Here is a 26,814-nt window from a genome sequence, read left to right as displayed (position 1 = left end):
CGAAATTACGCAAAGATCACACGAATTTTTTCGTCTGCACCTGCAACCGATTCAGCATTGTCTTGAATCTGACCCATTGCCCATGCTTTTTCGCCAAGCTGGTTGAGTAATTCAACAGTTTTGTCTGCATCAGCTGCATCAACAACCAGCACCATGCCGACGCCACAGTTGAAAGTACGATACATTTCAAATTGTTCTACGCCGCCTTCACGTTGTAGAAGTTTGAATAGCTCAGGCCATTCCCAAGAAGATTCATTTACCAACGCTTGAGCACCGTTTGGAAGTACGCGAGGTAAGTTACCTGGTAAACCACCACCGGTGATGTGTGCCATCGCATGGACATCAACGTGTTTTAACAGTTCAAGAATTGGTTTTACATAAATGCGTGTTGGTTCCATTGCAACATCTGCAAGTGGGCGGCCATCGACGATTTGATTCAGGTCAACGTTTTTCACGTCCAGGATTTTACGAAGCAGTGAGTAGCCGTTTGAGTGCGCACCTGAAGAAGCTACACCAATTAAAACGTCACCCGCTTTGACTTTAGAGCCATCAATAATTTTACTTTGCTCAACAACACCGACACAGAAACCTGCAAGATCGTAATCTTCGCCTTCATACATGCCTGGCATTTCAGCAGTTTCACCGCCAACTAATGCACAGCCAGCAAGTTCACAACCAGCGCCAATACCAGTGACTACATTTGCAGCAACATCAACATTTAAGTGACCAGTTGCATAATAATCAAGGAAGAACAGTGGTTCAGCACCACAGACAAGAAGGTCATTCACGCACATTGCAACCAGGTCTTGACCAATTGTGTCATGACGGTTCAAATTCAGTGCCAGACGTAATTTTGTACCAACACCATCTGTGCCAGATACGAGAACAGGTTCTTCATAACCTTTAGGAATTTTACAAAGTGCACCAAAGCCACCTAGACCGCCCATAACTTCGGGACGTGAGGTACGCTTAGCGACAGATTTGATACGATCGACTAACGCGTCGCCCGCCTCAATGTCGACACCTGCATCTTTGTAGCTTAAACCAGTGTTTGGGGTAGAAGTTGAGTTGCTCATAATGAAGTCTCCGCATTCGCGGGTGCGATTATAACCTGAATATGTAAAACTCTTATGGTATTTGTGGCCTAAAATGCTATCTTTATTAAAATATTTTAATTTTTAGAATGATTAATAGAGAAAAGGCAAGATTCTATGGTCGATCGTACTTTACGGCGCATTCTTATACTTGCTGGTATAGCATTGATACTTTGGGTTTTATATCTGCTTAAACCAGTTGTGGTTCCTTTTGTTGCAGCTTTTCTAATTGCTTATTTATTTAGCCCACTGGTCGATGTTTTGCACCGCATTGGGCTGGCTCGATGGCTCTCGATCAGTATCGTATTTATCGGGATTGGGATCGTGGTTACATTGGTGATGTGGTATCTGGTGCCACTAGTCTGGCAGCAGCTGATGTATGCGCGTGATAGCATTCCGGCCGGGATTCACTGGATCAATTACACGTTCCTACCTTGGCTTTCCGATAGCTTTAATCTGGTTCCGATGGAGATCGATACTGACCAGATTTCCTCAGTAGTAATGGACTATGTCCAGACCAATTATAGTGCTGACAGTATTCAGGCAATGCTGCTGAAACTGGCACAATCTGGTCTGAACTTTATCCAGATTGGTGGCACGATTGTCCTGATTCCGATTATTGCCTTTTATTTCTTGCTGGATTGGGGTCGTATGCTGGACAGCTTACGCCGCCTGATTCCCCGTCCTTATGAAAAAACAACCTTAACTATTGTGAGTGAATGTCATAGTGTGTTAGGTGCCTTTGTCAAAGGTCAGTTCCTGGTCATGGTTCTGCTGGGCGTAGTCTATGCAGTGGGACTGCAACTGATTGGCCTAGAGATTGGCTTGATCATTGGGATGATTGCCGGATTGTGCAGTATCATTCCGTATCTTGGTTTTGCGGTTGGAATTATTGCCGCAGTCATTGCAACCTTTTTCCAATTTGGAATCGACTGGTGGCAACTGGTATTGGTCGGGATTGTCTTTATGGTCGGGCAGGCCGTCGAAGGCTATATTCTGCAACCGTTCTTGCTAGGTGATAAAATCGGTCTTTCTCCTGTAGCTGTAGTGTTTGCAGTTCTGGCAGGTGCACAACTGGCCGGTTTCTTGGGCATGCTGATTGCCTTACCGGTGGCAGCCGTGATTGTGGTACTGCTGCGGCATATCCGTGAGTATTATGAACATACGCCATTTTATGGTGATCGGGCTGTTATCATACAAGATGCCTCTACCGGTTCTATCAATATTGAAACAGCAGACTTAGATGTTGATATTGAAATGAAAAAGCCACAGAAAAAACCGCTGCAAGCAGAGGAGAACTCAAGTAAAATTCACGATCCACATCGTAAAGACTCATAAGGCCACAAAATCGTATGCGTCAATTGCAGTTAGATATAGAACCTCAGCTCGATGCCCGAATCAGTGATTTTTCAGGGCCGGGTTGGGGGCATGTCATTGATGCTGTCCGTCAATTACATGCAGGCCTGATCAACCAATTTTATGTCTATGGGGGAGCCGGTACAGGTAAAAGTCATTTGTTGTCTGCCATCTGTGACTCTTATCTGGAAGTAGGTAAATCTGCAATTCAGGTATCTTTGCTTGAGCTTTTAGATGCACCGACTGAGGCGATTACTTCTCTAGATCGTTTTGATCTGGTAGCACTTGATGATATCGAAGCGATTAGTGGCGTACCCCATTGGCAACGCGCAGTATTTCACTTGATTAATTATAATAATGAAGGTGGTGGGCAGTTGGTGTTTTCGTCACGTTTTGCACCTATCGAACTCAAACTCGAATTGCCAGATTTACAATCCCGTCTCACGCAGGCGGTCAGTACCCGTGTTCCGAGTGGCAGTTTGTATGCTGATCGCTATGCGCTGGTTTCCTCGGTACTCGATCGTCGTGGGATCCATTTAGACCCTCAAATCTTTGACTATTTACTAAGCCATGGGCCACATCAAACTTCAGTGCTGCTTCAAAGATTAGAGCAGATTATTCAATTGCTTAAAGGGGAAAAATTGAAAGTCAGCAATGCTAATCTGCGGCAGATATATGCCTTGATTGACGAATATCGGTAAAATATAAAAATTCTTGAGTAATTACTCAGTCTATGACACAGTAAGGCAAAATAATTCGCTGTTGCAAGGATTCTGCAACTTTAGAAGAAAAAGAAAGAAATAAAAATTAAGGAGAAGGTTATGCTCAAGAAGAGCATAGGCATAGCTTTGCTATGTATAGCGGGGCAGTCGTATAGTGCAGATATTATTGTAACCACTACAGAAGATATTGAAAAAGATGACAAGGAATGTTCACTTCGAGAAGCTGTTGAGTATGTTAACCGTGGTTTAGCTAAATCAGGTTTTATGGGGTGTGGTGGGGAGAACTCATCCAGTACCATTATTTTAAAAGAAAAAAATACCTATGTGTTGAACCAGCATATCGCGATTAAAAAATCTCTTACCATCCGTGCGGTCGCAGAAAGTGATGGCGAATTCAGTACGGATGAAAAAGCATTAGGCTTGCATAATGCTCATATTCAAATGAAAGGTACTGATAACCTTTTCAGGATCAACAGTACAGATACATTGGTTCAGTTAAATTTGAAAGAACTGGATCTTGAAGGCTGTGGTAAAACCAGTTGTGCTGAACAAGGTGGCCTAATTTATAATAAAGGTCAGCTAATTCTGGAATATAACCGTCTATTTAATGCTGCTGCCAACTTGGGTGGGGCAATTTATAATGCTGGCAAGTTTGGTCAGAACTTAACAAGCCGTGCACAAATTAAAAATAGTCTGATCGAAAATAATAAAGCCCAACGAGGCGGGATCCTGTATAGCGAGCTACCTGCTTTCCTCATTTATCAAAGTGTACTTAAAAATAATCAGACACTGGATAATTCCGCGACCAATATTTATAGCGCGGGACAGTTTGCTGACTCCAGTAAAGATCAAGGTATTAGTGGGGAGGTATTAAGTAGTACGATACTAAAAAATAAGGGTGTATTTATTAATGTCCTGGACGGGATGGGATTGAATAATCTCACCATAGTTGACAATGAAAATACTGCTTTAAATATCCATGCACCGTATGGAAGAGCTTATGTAGCGAATAGTATTATTTTAAGAAATGGTACACAGGATTGCCAAATTATCACTGGTGATAAGTCTGTGTCGCAAAATAATCTGCTGACAGCCTCGTGTGGTGTAGGGGATGCCGTCGCGCCGAACCAGTTCTGGAATGGTACACGACTTTTTGCTGAATCCTCAGATAAAAGTGAAGGTATTTGTCAGACCCTACAAGAAAATAATAATGCCATACTTTGTCCATATAGCGTTCCTAAAGGACAATTTCTCGGTTATATGCGCCCACGAATTTTGTTGAACTATATCCTTGTGAGTGAATCACCGATTGTGAATAGAGGCACAGGATTGAGTTTAGCAAATCCAACGGTAGCATGTGAAGCGGCAGATCAGCGCGGGATCAACCGTTTGATGGATAATCTGTTTTGTGATCGTGGTGCTGTTGAAATCACGATACCAATCTCAGGCAGTCTGGTGGGACAAGATCTGTTAAAGGGTGAAATTGCCAAGTTTTCAATTGAATCTTATCTGGGAGATAGTGATTTAATTCCAAAAGAACAGTGTAATGCCATTGTTGGTCAGAATCCGACGGGGGAGCCTTGGCAAGATGGCTGTTTGAAAGTGGTACAAACCAAAACAGCTTCCAAGGGTAAAACAATCATCGATATTCATGGCAATGTCGTTTATACCCCGGATTCTACCTGGCATGGAGCAGATATTTTCGAACTACAAGTGGTGACCTCATCGACACGGTTTAATAAAAGTAAACCTTATTTGACTATTACTACTCAAATTGTTCAGGAGCCAAAAAATGAAATGGAAGACAAAGCAGTCAAAACTTCAGGCGGCTCATGGGGTGGTGGTGGGCTACTGATTTTACTCGGATTAATAGGTTTACGCCGTGGATTAAAAGATTAAGGAAAAATCATGAAAAATTATAAAAAAGGACTGCTTGCGGCCATGATTTTATCTGCCATGAGTTTGATGGCAGCCGAAGATAAAACGATATATGTAACTACTTTTGCTGATGAAGATGGCGAGAATAATAATGCCTGTTCTTTGCGAGAAGCCATTAAAACTGCAAAACTGGATAAATCTTATGGCGGATGTAATGTAGGACGTACGCTTCGATTGGATGGTTCAGCTGCAGATGTGATTCAGCTTGAAGCAGGCGAGTACAAATTAGATAAAGAGCTGATCGTAGAGTCAGCGCTCAAAATTTATGGGAAAACTCCGCTTAACTATGCTAGTCGTAGTCCGATTACGCTGTTATATCCAACCCGGGAGGCTTTAAAAAGTACTATTTCGGGCCAGGGGAAAACCAGATTATTTAATAGTATGGCCAGCCAATCCAGTCTGGAAATTCATCATCTGATCTTAAAGGATGGTTATGCAGCAATAAATACCTTGGATAAAGGTAATGGCGGTACTTTTTATGTAGCTGGGCCTTTAAGTATTAATACCAGTGAAATAGTAAATTCCCGAGCAGCTGCAGAAGGTGGGGCGATTTATAGTGTAGCAATGAATACGGAAAGGAATATTGTCATTCAGGATTCTTTGATTCAAAAAAATCAGGCGAGTTCATATGGTAGTGTTTTGGCGATGGACTGTCAGGGAAATTTAGGAACAACTCAAACCAATGTGAAAATTAATTCCAGTAGTATTGTTAAAAACGGTTCAGACACTACTAACAGTATTATTGATTTTTGTGGCTATGCCACAGTAGAAATTGTTAACTCTACTATTGCGAAGAATACTGCAAGTACCACAGGACATATTGTGCGTATGACGAATGAAGTTAATCGTCCCCTCAGTAAATTCTCCAGTTTAACTGCATTAAGTAATACTATTGTTGAAAATACAGCCCAATCTACTTTATTTTATGACAATACCGGTTTTAGATATTTTAATTTCAATGTTTTAGCCTTTAACCAAGGCCTGTCTTGTGAATATGCCTTAAATCAGGGGAATCCGACCAAGGCACAACGTGTTGAATTTTCTACAATTCGAAATGCAATTCAAACGACTGGGCCATCACGTTGCGTATTGCCAGAATTAGACGAAGATACTACTTCAAATAATCTTGATGTCTCTAACAATATAATCAGCAGTTTATTAACAAATTATATTGAGCCTGCTATTGATAATCGCTATTTAGGACTATATTACCCGCGTGATAATCAGACCGCAACGGATTTGGTAGATATCGGAGTGAGTGGCTGTATTGAACAAGACCAGCGTGGTATTGATCGTGTGATTGGATCCACATTAACATTTGATCCAAGTGCAAAAAATACTTGCGAGATCGGCTCAGTTGAAATCCGACGTTTGACTGCAGCCGATATTACGGACTTGCAAAATAAGAGTTTGGTAGAACTCAATGACTTTTATCAGGAGAATATAGATGATCTCGAAGAAATCATTGCTGATAAAAATACTCCAGAAAATGAGCTTCCTGGTTTAAAGGAAGAATTGAAAAGTTATCAGGATTTGCTTAAATATACCAAGCAATATCAGAAATATCGTGCAATCTATATTAATCCTTTTATCTTGGCTATGCCTCAAGAAACTCTAACCAATGATAAGATTCAAATTAAAGCCTTAAATTCAGAAAATTATGAGGTCAGTGTAAAAACTTTAGGTGTTGGTAAGTTAATTGGTACTGGTAATTCGACCACTGTGGAAGGAAATCCCAATGATCCAAATCTTAAATGTGAGTGGAAACCTGATTTAAACCGGATCATGATGTATCGCACTGATGGTAAGCAGACCAGTTCGGTTGATATGGAGTTCTGTAGTTATACACTTAAAGACCAGGCTACAGGTGTAAGCAGTGCTGGCCTCTTAAGAGCAGCTTTTAACAACATTGCACCAATTGCAAAAGATGATGAATATCGGCTTAGTCCAGAGAATAATCTTACAGTGATGGTAAATCCGCTTGAAAATGATAGTGATGATGGGGATGGGCCTCTACCATCAGGAAAGTCGGCTTTTTATCAAGATAAAGATGGAAAAGAGATCCCGATTCATATTGTTAAGCTGCCTGCGGGAGTTTCACTGAAGGCAGAGCGACAAGGAGCCTGTCCTGATACCTACCAAAATCAGACCTGTTATGGTGGACAGCTGACATTTAGTGTAAAAAATAATTTAAGCCAGGCAAATTACAGCATGGATTATGCGATTTTTGATGCTGATGAAAAAATGTCAGAAAAAGCGACAATCTTGTTACGTAATACAGTTAAAAATACGAATACGTCCTCAAGTGGTGGTGGGGCAATTGGAATGTGGGGGCTACTAGGATTATTAGGGCTTGCAGGTTATCGACGCTTAAGAAAATAAAATATGATTGAAACATCAAAAAAGCCTCCATATGGAGGCTTTTTTATATTAAGTTTTTAATGCGAGTTAGGCTGCTGAGTCACTTGCTGATATTTGAGAATGTATTCTTCGCGAATGGCAAGGCGTTGCTCAGGAGACGCTTTTTGCATACGTGCGCCCAGTTCTTTGCGTTCCTGACTGCTCATCATTTGCCAAGTCTCACGCATTCTTTGTTTTTCCGCATTAGGGAGTTGAGTAAACCAGTCCATACGCTGCTGTAAGCTAACACGTTGTTGTTCGGGGATTTCTTTTAGAGATTGGTAACGTTTAATCAGTGCCAATTGTTCAGAATCAGAAAGACTATCCCAAGTATCAGTTACTTGAGTATTCGCATCTTTGGAAAATAGCCAAAAACGTTCAAATCCTGCAAAGCTGGTTTGCAGAAAACTGAATGCACAAAAAGCAATCACCAATTTTTTAGCTGCCATGTGGAACTTTGTCCTCACCTAAAACCATTAACATTTCTAAATCTTCAAGCATTTGCGGAGACAGTTTTGGGACTGACACCATTTGAGTTTGCGGTTCGTTATGGTCCGAAAGATTCGGTAATACCACAACGCCTGCAATCGCAGCTGCCAAAGCAAAACCTGACATTTTTAGAAATGCAAAGCGTGAGTGTTTTGAATCCTGAATTTCTTCAAGAACATGGTGCATGACAACAGGTTTGTCTTTATGTTGTTGTGCCAGTCCATCAAGTTTGGAAGTTACTTGTTTTAAGAAATCATCTTGATTCATTCGGATGACCCTCCCAGATATGGATTTAAATGTGCTAAAGAGGCGCGTAAGCCTTGGATAGCACGGTGGTAATGGGTTTTTACACTGCCTTCTGTGCAGTTCATAATCTGTGCGGTGGTATGCGTATCAAATCCTTCCCAAGCTCTTAGCATAAATGCCTGCTGCTGACGCACAGGCAATTTTGCAATCGCTTCCTGGATTTCTTCAGCAGTGACTGCCTGATCGAGAAAGTCCAGCGGCGTTGGTGTTGATTCATCGACGACATCATCAAATTCAATTTCGTCGTCATCGAGACTGACTTTCTTGAAAAATGAAAACATTTGACCACGCCGTGACTCTTTACGACGCCAGTCCTGTAACTTGTTGTTGAGAATGGTATAAAATAGGGGATACCATTCTTCAGTACTTTTTTCTGCATAGGATTTGTGTAAGGAAATGAAAGCTTCCTGAACCAGATCCATGGCAATACCATGATGACCTTGAGTCGCACTTTCCATCATCACCAAGGCACGCCCAGTCACATCCTGCATGAAATTCTTCAGACGTGCTTCAGCCGTACTCTTCAGAATACTTACATCGTGTGTTTGCAACTGTTTTGGTGCTAAATCCATAGAGATGGAAAATCCTGTCATTGGACACCCACCATTATTCCCAAGTTCATAATCATATAACGTTGGGAATCCTGGTTTGGTTGACAATTAAGTTTATTATTTTTGTAGTTTAATCTATTTTATACATGGGCAGGGTCGTATTAAAACACTGTAACCTAAATCCCTAATTAGATACGTTGACGTACCATTTCAAAGAAACAGATCGAACCCGCAATTGCGACATTCAGTGATTCCTGACCACCGGGTTGCGGAATGCTCACGGCTTCAGCATGTTGCATCGCATAATCAGACACGCCTTGGCCTTCATTACCCAGAATCCACACGCAAGGTTTACGTAAGTCTTTTGAATACAGGCTTTCAGCACGGTGTGAGCTGGTTACATAGACAGGGATTTGAAATTGCTCAAGAATTTGTTCAAGCGCGATATTTTCAAAGGTTTGCAATGTGAAATGTGCACCCATACCGGCACGTAATACGCGTGGAGACCAGAGCGAGGCAGACCCTTTGGTACACACAATCTGTTCAATACCGGCAGCAGCAGCAGAGCGAAGCAGGGTGCCTACATTACCCGGATCCTGTACATTTTCCAGAATCAAAGTGTCTGCTTTAAAATCCAATGCATAATTTGCTGTCGGTAGAGTCACTACAGCTAAACAGGCTAAAGATGTTCCTAAGGTGCTTAAATCTTTGTATAAAGACTCGCTTAGAACAAAGACCATACCTGTGTATTTTGCGAGAATTTTCTCGAAATCAGGATGTGAAAGTGCATGTTCAGTAGTGAAAATAGAATCAATTTTACGGTTTTCATGTAGCCAGGCGAGAGACAGATGCGTGCCTTCTAAAACCGTTTGACCCTGTTTTTTACGATAGGTATTTTGTTCAATTAAACCGCGTAAGTGTTTAATCTTTGGATTGTCTTTTGAATCAAGAAAAAAAGTTGGCATGGGAGATATAATCCACGGCAGCCGATTCAATACCGGCTGCCGCTATAAAAATTAGTTGTGGTAGCTGGTCACAAGATCAACTTCGTTTTTAGAACCAATGATCACTGGCACACGTTGATGTAGATCTGTCGGTTCGATCTCAAGAATACGCACACGACCTGTAGTTGATGCACCGTCAGCCTGTTCCATGAGCATGCTCATTGGGTTAGCTTCATACATTAAACGCAGACGGCCAGCTTTAGCCGGATCTTTAAGGTCATATGGATACATGAAGATACCGCTACGGCAAAGAATACGGTGAATGTCGCCCACCATACAAGCAACCCAACGCATATTGAAGTCTTTTTCACGAGGACCGGTTTTGCCTGCTAACAATTCATCGATATAACGCTGTACTGGTGCTTCCCAATGACGTTGATTCGACGCATTGATCGCATATTCTTTAGTATCTGCAGCTACCTGAATGGCTTCAGAAGTCAGTAGGAATTCTTGAGTCTCAGGGTCATAGGTAAAGAACACCACGCCTGCGCCGACGGTTAATGCCAACATGGTTGATGGACCATAAAGCACGTAACCTGCAGCTACCTGATGGACACCGGCTTGCATAAAGTCTTCTGCCTGAGTCACGGCATTTTTTGCAGGAAGAATCGAGAAAATGGTACCCACACACATATTGATGTCGATATTGCTTGAGCCATCTAATGGATCGAACAATACCAGAAATTGACCATTTTCTTGTGCAGGGGTGAATTCATCTAGTTCTTCTGAGGCCAAACCACCCACATTTGGATGTTGCTGCAAGGCATCAATTAAATAGTCATTAGAAATGACATCCAGTTTCTTTTGCTCTTCGCCTTGAACGTTTTCATGCTGTGCACTTCCCAATACATCCGCTAAAGCACCTTTTTGCAGTAATTGATCAATGTCTTTGCAAGTGTTTGCAATCGTTTCAATAACTTGTGCAAGTTCAGGTGTGAGATTCCCGCTTTGTTGTTGTAAAAACTGGGATAAAGTGCGGTATGACATAGGGGGAACTCCAAAACTTAAATCGGGAAAAAATGATCAAAACGGTATGCGGCTATATTTTAGATGAGAACGTACTAAAAGAAAAATTAAACTGGATTATTTGTATCGATTTTGCCCTTGCAACTCCTGCGGAAAGTGCTATGTTGAAGACAAAGGAAAATTGAGAATAGGAGCACAGATATGACAACATTGAAGTTTGATGCGACTCCAACGCCAAGCGAAGGCATTACTTTAGATGATATCTCTGAAGACAAGATGAAAGAAGCCTGGCGGGATTATGAAGCAAAACCAGAGTACAAACAATTCAATAAACATGACCTGATCGAATCGATGCATCCGGCTGAACAAGATCAGCTTCCCAAGTAGACCGATTCTTTCATTGAAGCAAATAAAAAGCACTCATGATTGAGTGCTTTTTATTTGATGAAACCATCATGAATGAAAATTATTTCAACAATGGTGGTACCGCTTCATAATTAATTTCTACACGGCGGTTTTCTTTCCAGGCATTTTCGTCATGGCCCGCATTGATTGGCATTTCCTTGCCATAGCTAACTGCTTCTAGTTGACCAGGATTAACACCAGTCGTCACCAAGAAGCTTTCTACTGCTTTGGCACGACGCTCGCCAAGTGCCATGTTGTATTCACGGGTACCGCGTTCATCGGTATGGCCGGTGAGTGCTACACGTGAATTGGCATTGGCCATCAGGAATTGCGCATGGGCTTGCAGCGTATTTAGATCTTCATTGCTGAGTTCAGTACTGTCATAGTCAAAATGCACCACGCGTTTTGCCAAGAATGCTTTATTTTCTGCAGTAACACCTTTTGCAGAAGCACCTGCCATGTTTTGTGCATTCAGTGCTGCATCTTCACTCAGACCTTGAGTATTCACAGTTGTTGTACCGGTCGTATCTAAACCGCCCGTTTGAACTTCAGCGGCAGGCTTACGGCTCGCACAACCTGTCATGACAACAGCTGCTGCTAAAAGTGGCAAGGCAAATAATTTTACTTTGTTCATCTTCATCTCCATGAAGTTTGATTATGGGGTAAAGGGTTTATCAATATAAAAATCTTATTTTGGCGCCCAAGCCGGTTCACGGACTTCACCCGTTTCACTTGGTAAATTCATACGGAAGCGGCCATCCAGCGACATGATCGACAAGAGTCCGCGTGCACCTTCACGGGTGGCATAGACCACCATCTGGCCATTTGGTGAGAAGCTCGGCGATTCGTCCAGCGTCGTTGGCGTCAGAATATTGTTCACACCGGAGGTCATGTCCTGAACCGCAACTCGATAGTTACTGCCGCTTGGACGATGAACTAATGCAAGTTTTTTACCATCTGCGCTCAGCGTGCCGCGCGCGTTGAATGCACCACGGAAGGTCAGGCGTTTATTGCTACTTGATTCAAGATCATAGCGGTAAATTTGTGGAGAACCGCCACGGTCAGAAGTGAAAATAAAAGATTTTCCATCTGGTGAATAACGTGCTTCAGTATCAATGGCACTGTCATTGGTCATACGTTGTAGCTGACGCGTTTCCAGATTCATCTGGTAGATTTCCGGATTGCCGTGCATAGAAGCAGTAAACAGCATGCTCTTGCCATCTGGAGAGAAGCTCGGCGCACCATTCAAGCCGCGGAAGCTGGCCAGTTTTTCACGTTGTCCGGTCGCCAGATCCTGTACATAAATCGCCGGGCGTTTGGTTTCAAAGGACACATAAGCGATTTTTTTGGCATCTGGTGTCCATGCTGGAGAAAGGATTGGATCACGTGAGGTCAAAATGGTCTTTGGCTGTTCACCATCGGTATCGGCAATCTGCAAGGTATAGCGCTGTTCCGGCGTAGCAGGATTACGCAGCACATAGGCAATACGTCCGCTAAAGTCACCTGGAATGCCGGTCAATGCCTGATAGATGGCATCACTGATCATATGCGCTGCCTGACGGGTGCGTGAGGCTGGAACAGTCAGCAATTCATTTAATAGATATTGTTTTTTTTCGACATCATAGAGCTGATACTGGATTTCAAAAGAACCATCGGCTGTGGCCTTGGATGAACCAGTGACCACATAGGGAACACCAGCCGATGCCCAAGCTTCTGCATTCGGATTATTCAATGTTGCTGTTGCAGGCAGGTTTTTTGAAGCACTGGTAAAGCGGCCAGAACGATTCAGGTCATTTTCCACAATAGGATAAATGCTCTGATCCTGGCTGAAAGGTACAACGGCAATTTTAGGTGCTGCTTCAGGTGCCTTGGTAATTTCCAGATGCAATTGGGCATAGGACTGGGTTGCCAATACAGGGCTTAAAGCGCTAATGATTGCGAGGCAGAGTAGATGTTTGTGAGTCTTTTCCATCATTCGTTATTTACTCAAATCAACGGATTTATTGTATAGGTGCTTGGGCTACATCATCGCATGGATTTAATAGAATAAAACCATGAATTTATGACCAAACTGTTATGACACTGTGAAAAGTGAATATTATTTAATCAATTTAAAATGAAGTTTAGCTTAAAAAATAAAAGCCATCACAACATTATTTATGTGATGGCTCCGTTTTTATTGCGCAGTAAAGGTTGAAGTAAAGCTTCGTGCTTCACGGCGTGCATCTGGATCGGAAGGCATTGGATAAGGTGCGGCAGCACGAACTGCAGCTTCTACACTGGCTTTCATGTCTGAATCACTTGAATTCACAATAACCGAGACCACACCGCCATTATCATTCAGGGTTACACGTGCAGTGGCACGCTGGCCTGATGATCCGACTGGTGTATCCCAGGCGCGTTTGATTTTGTTTTCAAAATCGCGCTTCGCAGTGGATGCAATCCGTTTTGATTCCGCTTTTTTTTGTGCAGCTTCTTCAGCAGCCTGTTTCGCGGCTGAAGCTTTGGCCTCTGCATCAGCTCTGGCTTTTGCTTCGGCATCTGCTTTGCGCTTGGCATCTGCATCAGCTTTGGCCTTAGCGTCTGCATCTGCCTTGCGTTTGGCATCAGCGTCGGCTTTAGCTTTAGCAGCCGCATCGGCTTTGGCTTTCGCATCAGCATCCGCTTTGCGTTTCGCTGCTGCATCATTTTTAGCCTTGGCTGCCGCGTCTGCTTTGGCCGCTGCATCGGCTTTAGCTTTCGCATCAGCATCTGCTTTACGTTTCGCCGCTGCATCATTATTGGCTTTTGCTGCCGCATCTGCCTTTGCTTTAGCAGCAGCTTCAGCCTTACGTTTGGCATCAGCCTCTGCTTTGGCTTTTGTTGCAGCATCCGCTTTTTGCTTGGCAGCTAGGTCAGCTTTTTTCTGTGCTTCCAGTTTGGCTTTTTGAGCAGCATCGGCTTTGCGTTGTGCATTCAGTTCAGCTTGACGTGCAGCTTCGGCTTCCGCCTTGGATTTTTGCGCTGCATCCGCTTTGGCTTTGGCCGCTGCCTGTTTCGCCTGTTCAGCGGCTTCGGCACGTTTCGCTGCTTCAGTTGCTTGCTGCGCAGCCTTGGCTTGTACTGCCTCTGCCGCTTTTAGTTCCTGCTGTGCTTTTTGTGTATCAACTTTAGGAGTAGGTGGAGTCACAGGTACAGCAGGGGCAGCAGTTGGAATGACAGGAGCCGGTTCTATACTGGGTTCAGCAGTTTGGGTAATTTCTTCTGCGACGTTTTCATGTGCAGTTTCCTCAAATTCGGTTTCTTCGCGAGTCACCGGTTTAAGGTCTTCTGGCTTGATCAGAACGGTTTTGATCTGTTTTGGCGGTTCAGGGGGATTACTTATGCCCAGATAAAGTAAGCCCACCAAAGCCACTGCATGGATGCCGAGCGTAAATCCAAGTGCGATGGCTTTTTTCTTAAATGGTGGCTTTTTATAGTCTTTCATACTTTATTCTAATGGCTTGGTCAGTAAACCGACTTGAGAAAGGCCAGCATCCTGCAGGCTGGACATCAAGGCCATGACATCGCCATAAGGACGGGTATTGTGGCCATTAATCACGACATTCAGCACCTTGTTTTCATTTTGCGCCTGGGTTTGGGCATCAACAAGCGTACGCGTCAATTCTTCCAGTGTGACCGGGCCAGTCGCCTGATTTTTATATTCTAGATAATATGAACCATCTTCTTTCAGTGTGACAATGGTCGGGGCATCCTTGGATTCGATCGGTAGTCCGTTGGCCTGAGGCAAGTCGACCTTAATACCACTGGTAATCATCGGAGCAGTGACCATAAAGATCACCAGCAGTACCAGCATCACATCAATATACGGCACCACATTCATGTCACTTTTTAGTGGCTTTTTAATACGCTGAAAGCGTCCTGAACCTTGAATCGCCATTAGTCTTTGTCCTGAGTTACGCCCACAGACTGACGTTGCAATAGCGCCACCATTTCTTCGGCAAACAGTGCACGGTCAGAGTAGACCGTTTCACCTTTGGCCGTGAAGTGGTTAAAGGCCAATACTGCTGGAATAGCTGCAAACAGACCGATCGCTGTTGCAATTAGTGCTTCTGCAATACCGGGTGCGACCGTCGCCAGTGTCACCTGATCAACATCTGCCAGGCCAATAAAGGCGTTCATGATGCCCCAGACTGTACCGAACAGACCGACATAAGGTGCAACCGAACCAATACTTGCCAACGCACCCAGACCTTGTTCCAGATGACCTTGGTCACGGCTTAAACCGACACGTAGAATACGTTCAGTTCCTTCAATCGACTGGGCAGTCGGCGCATGGCGTTTTTTCAGTTTCAGGAACTCGCCCAGACCCTGATAAAAAATATCTTCAAGGCCAGTGCGTTTGGAATTGAGTTGTGCATTGTTATACAGGGTATTCAGCTCAGCACCAGACCAGAAGATTTTCTGGAAATGTTCATCATCGGCCTGGGCTTTTTTATAACTCATATAGAGCCTGGCAATCAGATACCAGCTATATATTGAGGCTAACAGGAGAGAAAGCATCACCAGTTGTACGACAGGGCTTGCTTGTAAAATAAGATCTGAAACTTGAAGAGATGATTCTAACTGAGTCGCCATAGTTGTTACGTGTGCCAATAAATTTTTTTAGTCTTGTTCCAATTCTTTTTGAATTAGTTCGCGGATTTCATCCGGGAGTCGACGTGGTCGCATCTCTGCACTGATACATGCCAACTCAACCTCACCTGATGCAAGCATGATTTCACCACGATAAATATTTTGTTGCAATACAAATGATGAAGCTTTACATGAAATGACACGTGCCGTAACAGTAATTAAATCATCCATCAGGATCGGACGCATGTATTTGACATTAATTTTATGCACCACAAAATTGTAGTCTGTCTGATGCCAGTAATGGCTCACTCCAGCGGCACGTAACCATTCGGTACGGGTACGTTCCATATAGCGAATATGATTGGCGTGATAGACAATGCCACCCGCATCAGTATCTTCAATATAAACGCGGATATTGAATTCAAAGTGATTCGCCATAGTTTTGTTCCATGCAGATTTTCGAAATTTTTGCTTGTTTTTAGATGCAGGAAAGGGATTAGAGTTTGCCGGATTCCTGCCAACAGTCAAGCAATTTAGCGGTTCAAAGTTTAGCATTGTGAGTTTTGAGACCAATGGCACAAGGTGTCAAATCTGGAGAGAAGTCACTAAGATGAAGTACTGAGCGCTTAACAGCTCATTTATAAAACAGCAGCAGATACTAAAATGCGCGAGTCTATTGAGCCGCGCATTTTAGTAATAGAAGATTAGCCTTTATTTTTCTGTTTCCAGTTGGCCTGAACCTGCTCGGCCACTTTTGGATAGTCCAGAATAAAACGGACATGGCTTTCGACCCCGGTTTTCAAGGTCGCATCATCGACAATGAAATTCGGGTTGTGGTTCGGTGCGGCTTTTGCCGGATCCTGATCTGCTGGTGTGGCACCGACAAACACGAAGAGCGATGGCATGAGCTGGCCATAATAAGCAAAGTCTTCACTGGCGCTGGCATTATTGTCTAAAACATGCAATTTATCTTCACCATGCACGTTCGCCAAGGTTGGACGCATCAATTCAGTCAAGGTTTTATCATTGGTGGTTACTGGTGCATAAGGTGCAATTTCGACTTTCACCTTGACGTCATTGGCTGCGGCATTGTGTTCCAGCATTTTCGGCAAGTCTTTTAAAATACCCTGACGTACATCTTCACTATTGGAGCGAATAGTTCCGACCATATTGACCTGATCTGGAATGACGTTACCGGTGGTGCCGCCCTGAATGCTACCGATACTCACCACACCCATCCCTTTAGTCAAGTCAGCTTTACGGCTGATCAGGCTTTGTAAATTGGTGACCATCTGGGCAGAGGCATAAATCGGGTCTTTACCTGCCCAAGGCATGGAGCCATGCACCTGACTACCATTGACCTGAATACGTAAATGATCGGCACTGTTTAAAATCGCACCATCTTTGTAGAAAATATTGCCACTTGGCATACCTGCCATTACATGCATCCCGAAAATGACTTCAGGTTTTGGATTTTTTAATGCACCGTCGGCAATCATTTTACGTGAGCCAATCTGATCGCCATGAGTGAAGTTATCAATATCTGCACCGCCTTCTTCGGCCGGCTGGAATACAAACACCACTGTCCCCGCAATTTTATCTTTATTGGCGGCCAGCACTTTGGCTGCACCCAATAACATGGCGGTATGTGCATCATGTCCACAGGCATGCATCACATAAGATTCTTTACCTTGATAAATGGCTTTTTGCTTGCTGGCGAAAGGCACCGTTGCAGTTTCTTTAATTGGCAATGCATCCGTATCTGCGCGTAAGGCCATCACAGGGCCGGGTTTTGCACCTTTTAATACACCGATTACACCAGTTTTGGCATAGCCTTTACGTACTTCAATGCCGTAGGATTTTAATTCTTTTTGGACGAGTTCCGAGGTTTTAAATTCCATGTTGCCCAGTTCAGGGTGCTGGTGGATATGCTGGCGTAATTTGATGGTGTGTGCTTCAGCAGCTTGTACAGAATCATCAATCCAGTCGGCCAGGCTGAGCTGGCTACAGAAAAGAAGAGGGAGACAAAGGGATATCTGCTTATACATATTCATACTTCGGGAGAACCTTAAGAATTTGAAATGGTTAAAGTGATTCTTTAGGATGGCATACTGATCTAATTTCGACCAAAACCCTCTAAGTATTTTTTAATACTTTAAAGGTATTGTTGGTGTTAATATCTGTTCTCAAAGAGCTTTATTTGTTCTTTTACATTGTAAAAATATGTATCTAAATTGATTTTTTATATTTATAAGGTATGAAAATTATAAAAATTTCAGGCTAAAAAGGGATAAAAACGATTACCTCTATATCAATAATCTGAATGAAGTGAAGATTTTTTAAACCTCTTAAACTTATTTTGGCACTTAGATTGCATTCACTCTTTCGTAATATTTTTTATGACGGAAATTGAACACATGTTAAAACCTTTGGCTTTATCTCTGGCAGTAGCTTCAAGCTTAAGTTTTATTTCGACAAGCCTATGGGCTGAAGACTTTAAGATACTGAAACAGCTGGAAAATAAACCGACATTACTCAAAAGTGGTGAATATAAAGGTCATTATTATGTGCCGAGTACCTTAAATACGATTACTTGGGGTTATCTGCCAAATAAAGATGCAAAACCTGTCTTGACTGTCCCTTCAGGTAGCACAGTTACTTTCGATACAGTTTCGCATGAAGGGCTGCTGGAAGATCAAGGCCGCAATGCAGAGAAATATTTCACATCAAAAGGCGTCAAACCTGAGCATGTATTGGATGAAGCCAAGCTGATCACGAATTCCAAATTGAAACATGATTTCCATAAAGATGGACCACACATTATTACCGGGCCTGTCTATGTAGAAGGGGCAATGCCGGGCGATATTCTAAAGGTGGAGATTTTAAAAGTTGAACCGCGTGTACCTTATGGCGTGATTTCAAACCGTCATGGCAAAGGCACTTTACCCGAATTCCCGAAACGTCAGAAACATGAGCATGCATCTCCAGCCAATCCTGATGCTTATGGCAACGTGTCCATTTTTACCCCAATTGAGAAAAATGCGGATGGTGTATGGGAAGGCGTTTTAAAAACTGAATCTGGTAAAGCGATTCGTTTCCCGCTGAATCCGTTTATGGGCACGATGGGCGTTGCACCAAATACCAGTGAGCCTGTGCATTCTGTACCGCCATCATTTTATGGTGGGAATATCGACATCAATGAATTAGGTGCAGGCGCAACGGCTTATTATCCTGTACAAGTGCCAGGTGCTTTGTTCTATACAGGTGATAGTCACTTTGTACAAGGTGATGGCGAGGTGGCTTTAACTGCCTTGGAAGGATCAGCACGGGCGACTTTAAAATTCACTTTGCTTAAATCTGGCAAGGATAAAATTCCAGGTGCAGAGATTAAACAGCCGCTGGCTGAAAATGCTGAATTCTGGATCACGCCGGGTCTGGATGAAGACTTAGATGAAGCCATGCGTAAATCCACCCGTGAAGCGATTCGCTTCCTAGTCAATGAATATGGCATTTCTGAAGAAATTGCCTATGCCTACTTAAGTGCAGCGACTGATTTTGAAGTGTCTCAAGTGGTCGATCGAACCAAGGGTATTCATGCGATGATTCGTAAAGCGGACTTTAAGGAGTTTAAGGAAGACACAAAATAAGTCTAAATAAAACTTAGAAAAAATAGAGTTGTGCTTTTGCCAACTGATTTAGACATGGTCAGTTGGCTTTTTCTTTTGTAATGATTTGAAAATGTTTAGAATGCGAGGGGTAAATAGTCGATTTAAAACAAGAAGGGTCAATTGTGGCAGTAGAAGAAAAACAAGCAGTCATTTTAGAACAGCCTAAAGATCAGAAAGTATATTTAGATTTACAACATTCGACAGATTGGGTTGTTGCAGCTTCAGTTTTTGTATCGGGTTTAATCAGTCTGTTTGGTTTTATAGTGACGGTTTATGTGGTGAGAAAATCTACAGAAAGTCAAATTAAATCTACTGGGGATTTAATAGAAAGCCAAAGAGATCATTTGGAAAAAGAGTTAGCATTTAAAAATAAACAACTTATAACTCAAAACTTTATTCAATATGCTTCAAGCTTCATTAGTGGACAAGCTAAACTTATTATAAAACTTAGAGATTTCGGGGTATTTTACGGAGCTATTAGTGAAAAGGAAAAATTGGATCGAACTATACATGTAGGACAAATATATCAAGAGTTAAGAGATACTTCGAGTCAGGTATTACAAGATTATCATGTATTAGAATTATTTTTACTTAGTAAAGGTAGAGCTACCAATAATCTAGAAATTAAGAACAGATTATTTTTTAAATTACTATGGCCATATTTAGAACTTTTATTAATGGAAGCAGGGTCTGAACTAATGATTGAAAGACAAGATAAGACAATAACAGAAGTACTAGAACACAGTGAGTTTCAAAATATAGGAATTGAGCTTAAAAAGATTATAGGTGAAGATAATATTACAATTTACTTGATACTAAATGAGCTAAATAGACAGATCAGCAAAATGATTAAAACTGAAATAAAAAAAGCAACCTAAGCTGCTTTTTAAAATCACTTCTCTTTTGGTTCGGGCGGCGTCATCCCAAACTGCAAATACGCCATATTCGTTGCAATACGACCACGCGCGGTTCGCATCACATAACCTTGCTGAATCAGGTAAGGCTCAATGACATCTTCAAGCGTACCAGAATCTTCCGCCATGGCAGCAGCCAAGGCTTCAACACCGGCAGGACCACCATCAAAACGCTCAAGAAGCATAGATAAATAACGACGGTCGAGTGTGTCTAAACCATCTTTATCGACTTTGAGCATATCCAAAGCACGTTGGGCCATATCCTGGTTGATTTCACCGGTACCTTTGACCTGAGCATAATCACGCACACGGCGTAATAAACGGTTGGCAATACGTGGTGTGCCTCGTGAACGACGGGCAATTTCTTTTGCGCCATCTCCGGTCATAGGCACATCCATCAAGTTGGCTGAACGTTTGACAATGTGGGTTAAATCTTCAACCGAATAAAACTCTAAACGTTGCACGATTCCGAAGCGGTCACGCAGCGGAGAGGTGAGTAGACCGGCACGTGTAGTTGCAGCTACCAAGGTAAATGGCGGTAAATCCAGTTTAATCGAGCGAGCAGCAGGGCCTTCACCAATCATGATATCGAGCTGATAATCTTCCATCGCCGGATACAGAATTTCTTCAATCACGGGTGAAAGACGGTGAATCTCGTCAATAAACAGCACATCGCCTTCTTCCAGATTCGTTAGCATCGCGGCTAAGTCACCGGCACGTTCCAGTACCGGGCCAGAAGTTGACTTGAGATTGCCACCCATTTCTCGGGCAATAATATTGGCCAATGTCGTTTTACCCAGACCTGGCGGGCCAAAGATCAATGTGTGATCAAGAGCTTCTTCACGGCCACGGGCTGCACCAATGAAAATTTCCATCTGCTCACGAACCACCGGCTGACCGATGTAGTCATCGAGGGAAGTCGGGCGGATGGCGCGATCGAAATGATCTTCGGGTTTTTCAGAACCACTGATGAGACGGTCTTGCATAACGTTTATATACCAATGTTTTAGTGATCCTTTGAGCTGGTAATTTTGACACGGCCTCAAATATGGATCTGAATCCTAAGATTTTCGCCTAGGCGAGGAATTGAATTTTTGCAGAGTCTTTCCAATCAGATTTATATCTGAGTATTAACCTGCGGTTCGCCTTACTTTTGTTTCGGCAAAAGTAAGCAAAACCACTGTCATTCGCAAAACTCGTCGAATATTGATTCTTATCGAATATATCGCAGAAACATTTAACTATAAATGTCTCCTGCCTCAAACAGTTGCGAATGACTTTTACACGTATCAGACTTTATCCTGTAACTTGGATATCATCTCTATTTATTCATCGACTTTAATGCAGCCCGGATAATATCACTGGCTTCAGTAAATTCACCTTTGGCAGCATTCACCAGTTTTTGTGCTTCAGCAGGTTTATAGCCCAAGGACTGTAATGCAGCTTCCGCTTCAGCCACGGCTGAATTGCCCATAAACTGAATTTGTGGTGCAGTTGAATTGCTTGGTGCAGCACCTGAAGCCATGGCTTTAAAGCGGTCACGCAATTCAATCATCAAGCGTTCTGCAGTCTTTTTACCCACCCCCGGAACTTTTACCAGAGTGTTGATATCTTCATGTTCAACAGTATGGATCAGCATTTCCACACTTAAAGTTGAAAGAATACCAAGCGCCATTTTCGGACCTACGCCGTTCACCTTTAATAAGGTACGGAAAATGGTTTTTTCCTGCGTATTGATAAAGCCATAAAGTAACTGGGCATCTTCACGAACAGCAAGATGGGTCCACAGGGTAATTTTCTGGCCTTTTTGCAACTGACAGAAAGTGGTTAAAGGGGTGTCAATCTCATAACCTACGCCGTTTACATTTAATAAAACAGTCGGTGCTTCCAGCGCCAGCACTTCCCCAATTAGGCATCCAATCATTTTTTATACATACTCAAATTTAATACAGGCATAGTAGTCAGCATTTTCGATAAAGGCAAAACTCTATCATTCAAATCCAGTGATTTTGCTGAGATTATCATCAGGCGCTCGTTCACATTAGAGTAACCCGGCTTTATTGCCATGCAGTTCCTGCGCCAGATTATAAGCCTGGTGATCAGAAAACTTGGAGACAATATCTAGCACCTGCATAATGTTGTCATAATGATCAGCGCTAAACTGCGCACCCGAGCGTTTTAAAATAGCCATTAAACGCTGCTCTTTAAAGCTTAAAGTTTTGTGCGGCGTGGTCAGTGGAATAAAGGCATCCAGAATCGTTTGTAAACTTTGATGCGCGATAATTTCCAGACCGGCTTTTTGCGGATGTTCGAAGATCTTGTCTCGCGCCAGTTCTTTGGCCCGGTTAATGCCAATCTCAATGTCGGCACTGCAATAACCCAGCAATGAGCCTTGCAGTTGGCCCATTAGAATTTCCTGCTGATGTCGGGCAAAGGCTGTGGTGACTTCATCTACCAGACGTTTCATGACCCGGCCACGTAAGGCGGCAATTTTTTGTTGCCAGGTGGTATTAGGCAGATTGATTTCTTCAGGCGTGCCATATTCACCCAGCAAGTTCAGGAAAACTGGCTCGACTTCGGCATAACTGAGCATATTCAGGCTAATACCATCTTCCAGATCAATCAGGGCATAACAGATATCATCCGCAGCTTCTAAGAGATAGGTCAGCGGATGACGACAATAATGATATTCACCAAGCCGGATTAATCCTAGCTGTTCAGAAATTTCCTGCAAAATCTCTTTTTCAGACTGGTAACAACCAAATTTTGGACGCCGGCTGGCGGGGGTGTTACCAGTGGGGTCAATGGCCTCAGAGAGCCACGGATATTTAAGATAGGCACCAAGCGTGGCATAAGTCAGGCGCATGCCGCCATCATAAGGATGGTAATCAATCTTGGTCAGCAGGCGCAGGCCTTGGGCATTGCCTTCAAACTGGCGTACATCGGCTTCCTGTTCAGGACTCAAATCTTTTAAAAAGTCGGTATGTGATGCATCGTCAAACCATTCCCGAATGGCGTATTCACCGGCATGACCAAAAGGCGGGTTGCCAATATCATGCGCCAGACAGGCAGCCTGAATGATGGCACCAACATCAGCCGGAGAAATCCAGGCAGGTAAATTATCTTTGATTTTCTCGGCAGCCAGCATACCCAGTGAACGGCCAATACAGGAGACTTCCAGCGAATGGGTCAAACGGGTATGAATGCCATCGTGCTGGGTCAGTGGATGGACCTGGGTTTTGCGGTTTAACTGCCGGAAGCTTTGCGAAAAAATAATACGGTCATAATCTTTATGAAACGGGCTGCGTGCCAGTTCAGTGCTCTGCTTTTTACTACCAATCCGAACTGTCGAAAGCAGTTCTAACCAACGCATTTGAGTCATTTATCATTATTCAGTGATCCACTATTTGCATCATGCCAAAAAACTAGCTCCTGCACTAGGGCAGTGCGACATGAATTGTCATGCTGCCTATTGTTATTTTAGTCAGCTGGAAAAGACTGAGAATTAAAAATCGAAATCATCAAATGAACAATAAAAAGCAGGCTCAATGGCCTGCTTTTTGTTTAGGATGAAGAATCAAATTAGCTCTTCACCATTTTTCTTGGCCTGTTGTGTGTCTTTATAGACATTCAGGCAAATCGTGAACAAGACCAGGCTTGCCACCAATGGCCAAAAAAGTACATATAGGGTCAATAATTGACTTGTCATCTGAAATCTCCTTATTTACTTTTCTCAGATAGCTGGTGAAATTCAATCACCATCTTGTTGATTTGCTTAAAATCAAATTTTTCTTTGCTGTAGAATAGCGTCAACACAGTACATACCAGCGCACTACTGCCATACGCTGTCAGTGAGCTTAACAAGGTGCCGTATTCACGCAAGAAGCCGATGGTCCATGGCATGAAGCCAATACTGGCCAATATGCCAACGACCAGACCCACTTTCTTGCCGAAGAAACCAAAGGTCATCAAACCCAGCACCACACCAATCCCCAGGGTCGCAACGAGTTCAAAGCCAAGTGCGATCAATCCCTGAATCGGAAGCCATTCAAAACGTACTATCAGAAAGCTGAAAAATGCGAGGCCCACTGACCAGTTAAAGGCCCGGGCATTCACCTTGTCCCAATACAGGCTGACAATCACCGGGAATACAATAGAGCCCCAAAGCGCACCCACAAAAATCAGCATCGACAAAATGTCAAACTTCAAGGTGGCAATCACAATCCCCAGCATGGTGGCAACGATCATGGTCATACGGCCAATAAACAGCATTTTCTTTGGATCAGGACGGTTTTTCGCAATCTGTTTGCCATAAATGTCCGTCATGACAATCGCAGACAGGGCAGACAGATCCGAGTCAGCGGTAGAAGACAATGCTCCAATCACCATGATGAATAACAGCGCGACCATAAATGGAGAAAGATAAGTCGCTGCCATTTGCGGAATCAGGTTATTCAGGTTGCCATCAATGGGCTGAATACCTGCAAATAGTGCCAATAACCCCAGCATGCCTAGACCAATAACAATTGCAGCATAACCAATAGTTGCAGTGATAAAACTCGGTTTGATCAGGTCTTCACGGACTGCAAACAGGCGCTGGGCAATGGTCTGATTACCAATCGCGTAGGCCAATACGGCAACAAAAAATGGTGCACCTTGTTCCAGAAAGGCTGTTTTAGAGAAAAAATCCAGCTGTTCCGGCTGCAGGTGATGAATCCCGCTTTGAAACAGGGAAGGTCCGCCTAAGGTAAAGAACAAGGTTGGAATAATGATCACAGCCGCGACAATCATCGCCACCAGTTGACCAAAATCGGTAAACACCGAAGAACGGAACCCCGACCAAAGGGTATAGGACAGTACACCGATACCGGTAATCAGCACGCCATGGATAAAGCTTAAAGGAGATAAAATTTCAACCAGTGCCCCAGCGGCGGTAAAGTTCACCATCAGGCTGATGACGCTACCCACAATATTGGAACCTGCCAGAATCATCTGGCTTCGGTTGCCATGCCGGGCATGCATAATTTCTGCCAGGGTGTGGGCATTAGGCGCCAGTTCACGAAAGCGCTTACCAAAGGGATAGATAAATAAAATCATCAGCGCACCCCATAAACCATAGTGGAGGGCACCGGAAACGCCGTATGTATATCCGGATGACGCTGCTGCATAAAATGATGCGGCCCAGATCCAGGTGGCGGTCATACTGGCCGCAGACATTCCAAATCCGATGGAGCCATTCGAGACCATGTAGCCATCAACATTCTCATTTTTCTGTTTAATACGTAACGATAGTAGAAAGGTGATGCCATAGAAAAGCACCATCAATAGTACAGTTGCTGTACTAGTGAATTGAAACATACATACTCCTTAAGCGGGTCACCTTTTGTTTTTGAAAATTAAATCATTGGTGACAGATTAAGGCTCTAAAATAGACAGAGCAGTGAAGCTATAGAACATCAAAAAGTTAGTGTCCGAATATAGAATTTATATTCATCTCTACAGCAGAAAGGAAAAACCATTGCTAGGTTCAGAATTTGGACATTTCCTCAGCAATTCGGCTAGAGCTTAACATAAAATCATCAAATTTACTGATGAAGTGTCTATTTGGTAAGATTTTTAGCTGATATAGACATGTGAGTCTGTAGCTCTGTTAGTTGAATAAAAAAGAAAATTTTTGATATTTTTCTATTAATTACAAATATTTATTTTAAATTTTCAAGTTAAGTAAAACATGGTAATAAGGATTAAATAAAAAAGTAACAAAATTTTATTATTAATCATTTCTTCATTATTTTTTTATATGAGCCTCATAATTCCTGGTGAATTTTCTTATAAATACGAGTGGTGTTTTGCTATTTATATTGTGCTTTTTACGCATAATAGAGCTCATGAATAAGTGATGAAATTTCAAAATATTAGATATGGTGGAGTAATTTTATGGATATGATTTTTGGTCTTTTAGATGAGTAAATTCCGCTTAATTATGATCTGAGAAGATAAACATCAAATATGAAAAAATAAAAGGATCAAAATAAGGAATTTTATTTTTATTCTTTTGGAAGATGAGAATAGATGTCCGGTTTTTATTCTGAAGATTATGTCAAATTAAAATGCCACTCATTATTAATTACTCATTTATATGGCAGAGTAATTTGCCTCTGGTGCTGTAATGGAGGAGATGAGCGGAGAACTGTTCCTTGTATTGCAGAACGGCAGAAGACTTTTAACCAGTTTTCTAATCTTAGAAGTCAAAGTTAGGAGTCACTCAAAAGAATTAAAAACAGTCTCAAAAAATACGACTTCATGAAATCTTGTAATCAAGTATTTCATTTTGGCCTAAATCGGAGTTTTGGCAGGTCATGACAATAAAACCTGAATTTGAGTTTG

At 42.7% G+C, this 26,814-nt stretch carries 25 protein-coding genes; 7 read left to right on the top strand and 18 right to left on the bottom strand.

Annotated features, from left to right (window positions below):
- Positions 1–5: 5 nt before the first annotated feature.
- Complete coding sequence (purM, locus tag AC1IR0_RS03030) at positions 6–1,076, bottom strand: phosphoribosylformylglycinamidine cyclo-ligase (protein ID WP_005106398.1); 1,071 nt, start codon at positions 1,074–1,076, stop codon at positions 6–8.
- 135 nt (positions 1,077–1,211) lie between these two features.
- Between purM and cxpE the strand changes: the two genes are divergently transcribed.
- The 4 genes from cxpE to AC1IR0_RS03010 all read left to right on the top strand — a co-directional run bounded on the left by cxpE (position 1,212) and on the right by AC1IR0_RS03010 (position 7,492).
- Entirely contained in the window at positions 1,212–2,432 is a 1,221-nt protein-coding gene (cxpE, locus tag AC1IR0_RS03025; RefSeq protein ID WP_409665672.1) for a chloramphenicol efflux transporter CxpE, read from the top strand.
- Between the two features lie 14 nt (positions 2,433–2,446).
- On the top strand, positions 2,447–3,151 hold the full coding sequence (gene hda / locus AC1IR0_RS03020) for a DnaA regulatory inactivator Hda (RefSeq protein ID WP_004645685.1): 705 nt from the start codon (positions 2,447–2,449) through the stop codon (positions 3,149–3,151).
- A 120-nt stretch (positions 3,152–3,271) separates the two neighbouring features.
- Positions 3,272–5,071 (top strand): rhombotarget A, encoded by a 1,800-nt coding sequence (gene rbtA / locus AC1IR0_RS03015; protein WP_005247619.1) that lies wholly within the window; start codon positions 3,272–3,274, stop codon positions 5,069–5,071.
- A gap of 9 nt (positions 5,072–5,080) precedes the next feature.
- Entirely contained in the window at positions 5,081–7,492 is a 2,412-nt protein-coding gene (locus AC1IR0_RS03010; RefSeq protein WP_005247617.1) for a CSLREA domain-containing protein, read from the top strand.
- 56 nt (positions 7,493–7,548) lie between these two features.
- Here AC1IR0_RS03010 and AC1IR0_RS03005 read toward each other — a convergent pair whose 3' ends face one another.
- The 5 genes from AC1IR0_RS03005 to AC1IR0_RS02985 form a co-directional block, all read right to left on the bottom strand.
- Positions 7,549–7,959 carry a DUF3106 domain-containing protein gene (locus AC1IR0_RS03005; protein ID WP_004645681.1) on the bottom strand — a complete coding sequence of 137 codons (411 nt, stop codon included), beginning with the start codon at positions 7,957–7,959 and terminating at the stop codon, positions 7,549–7,551.
- On the bottom strand, positions 7,949–8,266 hold the full coding sequence (locus tag AC1IR0_RS03000) for a hypothetical protein (protein ID WP_004645680.1): 318 nt from the start codon (positions 8,264–8,266) through the stop codon (positions 7,949–7,951). The genes AC1IR0_RS03005 and AC1IR0_RS03000 overlap by 11 nt, the downstream gene beginning before the upstream one ends.
- Complete coding sequence (locus AC1IR0_RS02995) at positions 8,263–8,877, bottom strand: RNA polymerase sigma factor (protein WP_004645678.1); 615 nt, start codon at positions 8,875–8,877, stop codon at positions 8,263–8,265. Before AC1IR0_RS02995 ends, AC1IR0_RS03000 begins: the two co-directional genes overlap by 4 nt.
- A gap of 167 nt (positions 8,878–9,044) precedes the next feature.
- Positions 9,045–9,821 (bottom strand): TrmH family RNA methyltransferase, encoded by a 777-nt coding sequence (locus AC1IR0_RS02990; RefSeq protein ID WP_004279118.1) that lies wholly within the window; start codon positions 9,819–9,821, stop codon positions 9,045–9,047.
- Positions 9,822–9,872: 51 nt separating this feature from the next.
- Positions 9,873–10,847: a class 1 fructose-bisphosphatase gene (locus AC1IR0_RS02985; protein WP_409665678.1), complete on the bottom strand. Its 975-nt coding sequence runs from the start codon at positions 10,845–10,847 to the stop codon at positions 9,873–9,875.
- 180 nt (positions 10,848–11,027) lie between these two features.
- Here AC1IR0_RS02985 and AC1IR0_RS02980 point away from each other — a divergent pair, with 180 nt between their 5' ends.
- Positions 11,028–11,213: an NF038105 family protein gene (locus AC1IR0_RS02980; RefSeq protein ID WP_004645674.1), complete on the top strand. Its 186-nt coding sequence runs from the start codon at positions 11,028–11,030 to the stop codon at positions 11,211–11,213.
- Between the two features lie 79 nt (positions 11,214–11,292).
- Here the strand turns inward: AC1IR0_RS02980 and pal are convergent, their stop codons facing one another.
- From pal to AC1IR0_RS02945, 7 genes are all read right to left on the bottom strand, one after another.
- Complete coding sequence (gene pal / locus AC1IR0_RS02975; protein ID WP_004279115.1) at positions 11,293–11,865, bottom strand: peptidoglycan-associated lipoprotein Pal; 573 nt, start codon at positions 11,863–11,865, stop codon at positions 11,293–11,295.
- 54 nt (positions 11,866–11,919) lie between these two features.
- Positions 11,920–13,203: a Tol-Pal system beta propeller repeat protein TolB gene (gene tolB / locus AC1IR0_RS02970; RefSeq protein WP_409665693.1), complete on the bottom strand. Its 1,284-nt coding sequence runs from the start codon at positions 13,201–13,203 to the stop codon at positions 11,920–11,922.
- Between the two features lie 204 nt (positions 13,204–13,407).
- Entirely contained in the window at positions 13,408–14,697 is a 1,290-nt protein-coding gene (gene tolA / locus AC1IR0_RS02965) for a cell envelope integrity protein TolA (RefSeq protein ID WP_479741167.1), read from the bottom strand.
- A 3-nt stretch (positions 14,698–14,700) separates the two neighbouring features.
- Positions 14,701–15,150, bottom strand: coding sequence for a protein TolR (gene tolR, locus AC1IR0_RS02960; RefSeq protein WP_004731735.1), 450 nt, complete (start codon positions 15,148–15,150; stop codon positions 14,701–14,703).
- Positions 15,150–15,848: a protein TolQ gene (gene tolQ, locus AC1IR0_RS02955; protein ID WP_004645669.1), complete on the bottom strand. Its 699-nt coding sequence runs from the start codon at positions 15,846–15,848 to the stop codon at positions 15,150–15,152. Before tolQ ends, tolR begins: the two co-directional genes overlap by 1 nt.
- A gap of 27 nt (positions 15,849–15,875) precedes the next feature.
- The gene (gene ybgC, locus AC1IR0_RS02950; protein ID WP_004645668.1) at positions 15,876–16,283 is read right to left on the bottom strand and encodes a tol-pal system-associated acyl-CoA thioesterase; all 408 of its coding nucleotides are present in this window, start codon (positions 16,281–16,283) and stop codon (positions 15,876–15,878) included.
- Positions 16,284–16,549: 266 nt separating this feature from the next.
- Positions 16,550–17,893: an amidohydrolase gene (locus AC1IR0_RS02945; RefSeq protein ID WP_409665695.1), complete on the bottom strand. Its 1,344-nt coding sequence runs from the start codon at positions 17,891–17,893 to the stop codon at positions 16,550–16,552.
- A gap of 369 nt (positions 17,894–18,262) precedes the next feature.
- On the opposite strand from AC1IR0_RS02945, the gene AC1IR0_RS02940 reads away from it, so the two are divergent.
- On the top strand, positions 18,263–19,492 hold the full coding sequence (locus AC1IR0_RS02940) for an acetamidase/formamidase family protein (protein WP_005103846.1): 1,230 nt from the start codon (positions 18,263–18,265) through the stop codon (positions 19,490–19,492).
- A 143-nt stretch (positions 19,493–19,635) separates the two neighbouring features.
- Positions 19,636–20,391 (top strand): hypothetical protein, encoded by a 756-nt coding sequence (locus AC1IR0_RS02935; RefSeq protein WP_409665682.1) that lies wholly within the window; start codon positions 19,636–19,638, stop codon positions 20,389–20,391.
- Between the two features lie 14 nt (positions 20,392–20,405).
- Here the strand turns inward: AC1IR0_RS02935 and ruvB are convergent, their stop codons facing one another.
- The 5 genes from ruvB to AC1IR0_RS02910 form a co-directional block, all read right to left on the bottom strand.
- Positions 20,406–21,413 (bottom strand): Holliday junction branch migration DNA helicase RuvB, encoded by a 1,008-nt coding sequence (gene ruvB / locus AC1IR0_RS02930; protein WP_004279105.1) that lies wholly within the window; start codon positions 21,411–21,413, stop codon positions 20,406–20,408.
- A gap of 335 nt (positions 21,414–21,748) precedes the next feature.
- Positions 21,749–22,351 carry a Holliday junction branch migration protein RuvA gene (ruvA, locus tag AC1IR0_RS02925; protein WP_005106411.1) on the bottom strand — a complete coding sequence of 201 codons (603 nt, stop codon included), beginning with the start codon at positions 22,349–22,351 and terminating at the stop codon, positions 21,749–21,751.
- A gap of 117 nt (positions 22,352–22,468) precedes the next feature.
- Positions 22,469–23,809, bottom strand: a complete 1,341-nt coding sequence (locus AC1IR0_RS02920; protein WP_004731723.1) for a deoxyguanosinetriphosphate triphosphohydrolase — start codon at positions 23,807–23,809, stop codon at positions 22,469–22,471.
- Positions 23,810–24,004: 195 nt separating this feature from the next.
- Positions 24,005–24,136 carry a putative transporter small subunit gene (locus AC1IR0_RS02915; protein ID WP_004645659.1) on the bottom strand — a complete coding sequence of 44 codons (132 nt, stop codon included), beginning with the start codon at positions 24,134–24,136 and terminating at the stop codon, positions 24,005–24,007.
- An 11-nt stretch (positions 24,137–24,147) separates the two neighbouring features.
- The gene (locus AC1IR0_RS02910) at positions 24,148–25,785 is read right to left on the bottom strand and encodes a sodium:solute symporter family transporter (protein WP_005252426.1); all 1,638 of its coding nucleotides are present in this window, start codon (positions 25,783–25,785) and stop codon (positions 24,148–24,150) included.
- Between the last annotated feature and the right edge of the window lie 1,029 nt (positions 25,786–26,814).

Source organism: Acinetobacter sp. 129952 (assembly GCF_056642055.1).
This window is presented reverse-complemented; position numbering and strand designations above follow the sequence as displayed.

Coding starts and splice junctions, on each gene's coding strand:
- AC1IR0_RS02945 (WP_409665695.1), bottom strand. CDS start 17,893: ATGTATAAGCAGATATCCCTTTGTCTCCCTCTTCTTTTCTGTAGCCAG.
- ruvA (WP_005106411.1), bottom strand. CDS start 22,351: ATGATTGGATGCCTAATTGGGGAAGTGCTGGCGCTGGAAGCACCGACT.
- AC1IR0_RS02980 (WP_004645674.1), top strand. CDS start 11,028: ATGACAACATTGAAGTTTGATGCGACTCCAACGCCAAGCGAAGGCATT.
- tolR (WP_004731735.1), bottom strand. CDS start 15,150: ATGGCGATTCAAGGTTCAGGACGCTTTCAGCGTATTAAAAAGCCACTA.
- AC1IR0_RS02915 (WP_004645659.1), bottom strand. CDS start 24,136: ATGACAAGTCAATTATTGACCCTATATGTACTTTTTTGGCCATTGGTG.
- AC1IR0_RS02990 (WP_004279118.1), bottom strand. CDS start 9,821: ATGCCAACTTTTTTTCTTGATTCAAAAGACAATCCAAAGATTAAACAC.
- hda (WP_004645685.1), top strand. CDS start 2,447: ATGCGTCAATTGCAGTTAGATATAGAACCTCAGCTCGATGCCCGAATC.
- AC1IR0_RS02995 (WP_004645678.1), bottom strand. CDS start 8,877: ATGGATTTAGCACCAAAACAGTTGCAAACACACGATGTAAGTATTCTG.
- ruvB (WP_004279105.1), bottom strand. CDS start 21,413: ATGCAAGACCGTCTCATCAGTGGTTCTGAAAAACCCGAAGATCATTTC.
- AC1IR0_RS02985 (WP_409665678.1), bottom strand. CDS start 10,847: ATGTCATACCGCACTTTATCCCAGTTTTTACAACAACAAAGCGGGAAT.
- AC1IR0_RS02910 (WP_005252426.1), bottom strand. CDS start 25,785: ATGTTTCAATTCACTAGTACAGCAACTGTACTATTGATGGTGCTTTTC.
- rbtA (WP_005247619.1), top strand. CDS start 3,272: ATGCTCAAGAAGAGCATAGGCATAGCTTTGCTATGTATAGCGGGGCAG.
- AC1IR0_RS02940 (WP_005103846.1), top strand. CDS start 18,263: ATGTTAAAACCTTTGGCTTTATCTCTGGCAGTAGCTTCAAGCTTAAGT.
- ybgC (WP_004645668.1), bottom strand. CDS start 16,283: ATGGCGAATCACTTTGAATTCAATATCCGCGTTTATATTGAAGATACT.
- pal (WP_004279115.1), bottom strand. CDS start 11,865: ATGAACAAAGTAAAATTATTTGCCTTGCCACTTTTAGCAGCAGCTGTT.
- AC1IR0_RS03010 (WP_005247617.1), top strand. CDS start 5,081: ATGAAAAATTATAAAAAAGGACTGCTTGCGGCCATGATTTTATCTGCC.
- purM (WP_005106398.1), bottom strand. CDS start 1,076: ATGAGCAACTCAACTTCTACCCCAAACACTGGTTTAAGCTACAAAGAT.
- cxpE (WP_409665672.1), top strand. CDS start 1,212: ATGGTCGATCGTACTTTACGGCGCATTCTTATACTTGCTGGTATAGCA.
- AC1IR0_RS02920 (WP_004731723.1), bottom strand. CDS start 23,809: ATGACTCAAATGCGTTGGTTAGAACTGCTTTCGACAGTTCGGATTGGT.
- tolA (WP_479741167.1), bottom strand. CDS start 14,697: ATGAAAGACTATAAAAAGCCACCATTTAAGAAAAAAGCCATCGCACTT.
- AC1IR0_RS03005 (WP_004645681.1), bottom strand. CDS start 7,959: ATGGCAGCTAAAAAATTGGTGATTGCTTTTTGTGCATTCAGTTTTCTG.
- tolB (WP_409665693.1), bottom strand. CDS start 13,203: ATGGAAAAGACTCACAAACATCTACTCTGCCTCGCAATCATTAGCGCT.
- AC1IR0_RS03000 (WP_004645680.1), bottom strand. CDS start 8,266: ATGAATCAAGATGATTTCTTAAAACAAGTAACTTCCAAACTTGATGGA.
- tolQ (WP_004645669.1), bottom strand. CDS start 15,848: ATGGCGACTCAGTTAGAATCATCTCTTCAAGTTTCAGATCTTATTTTA.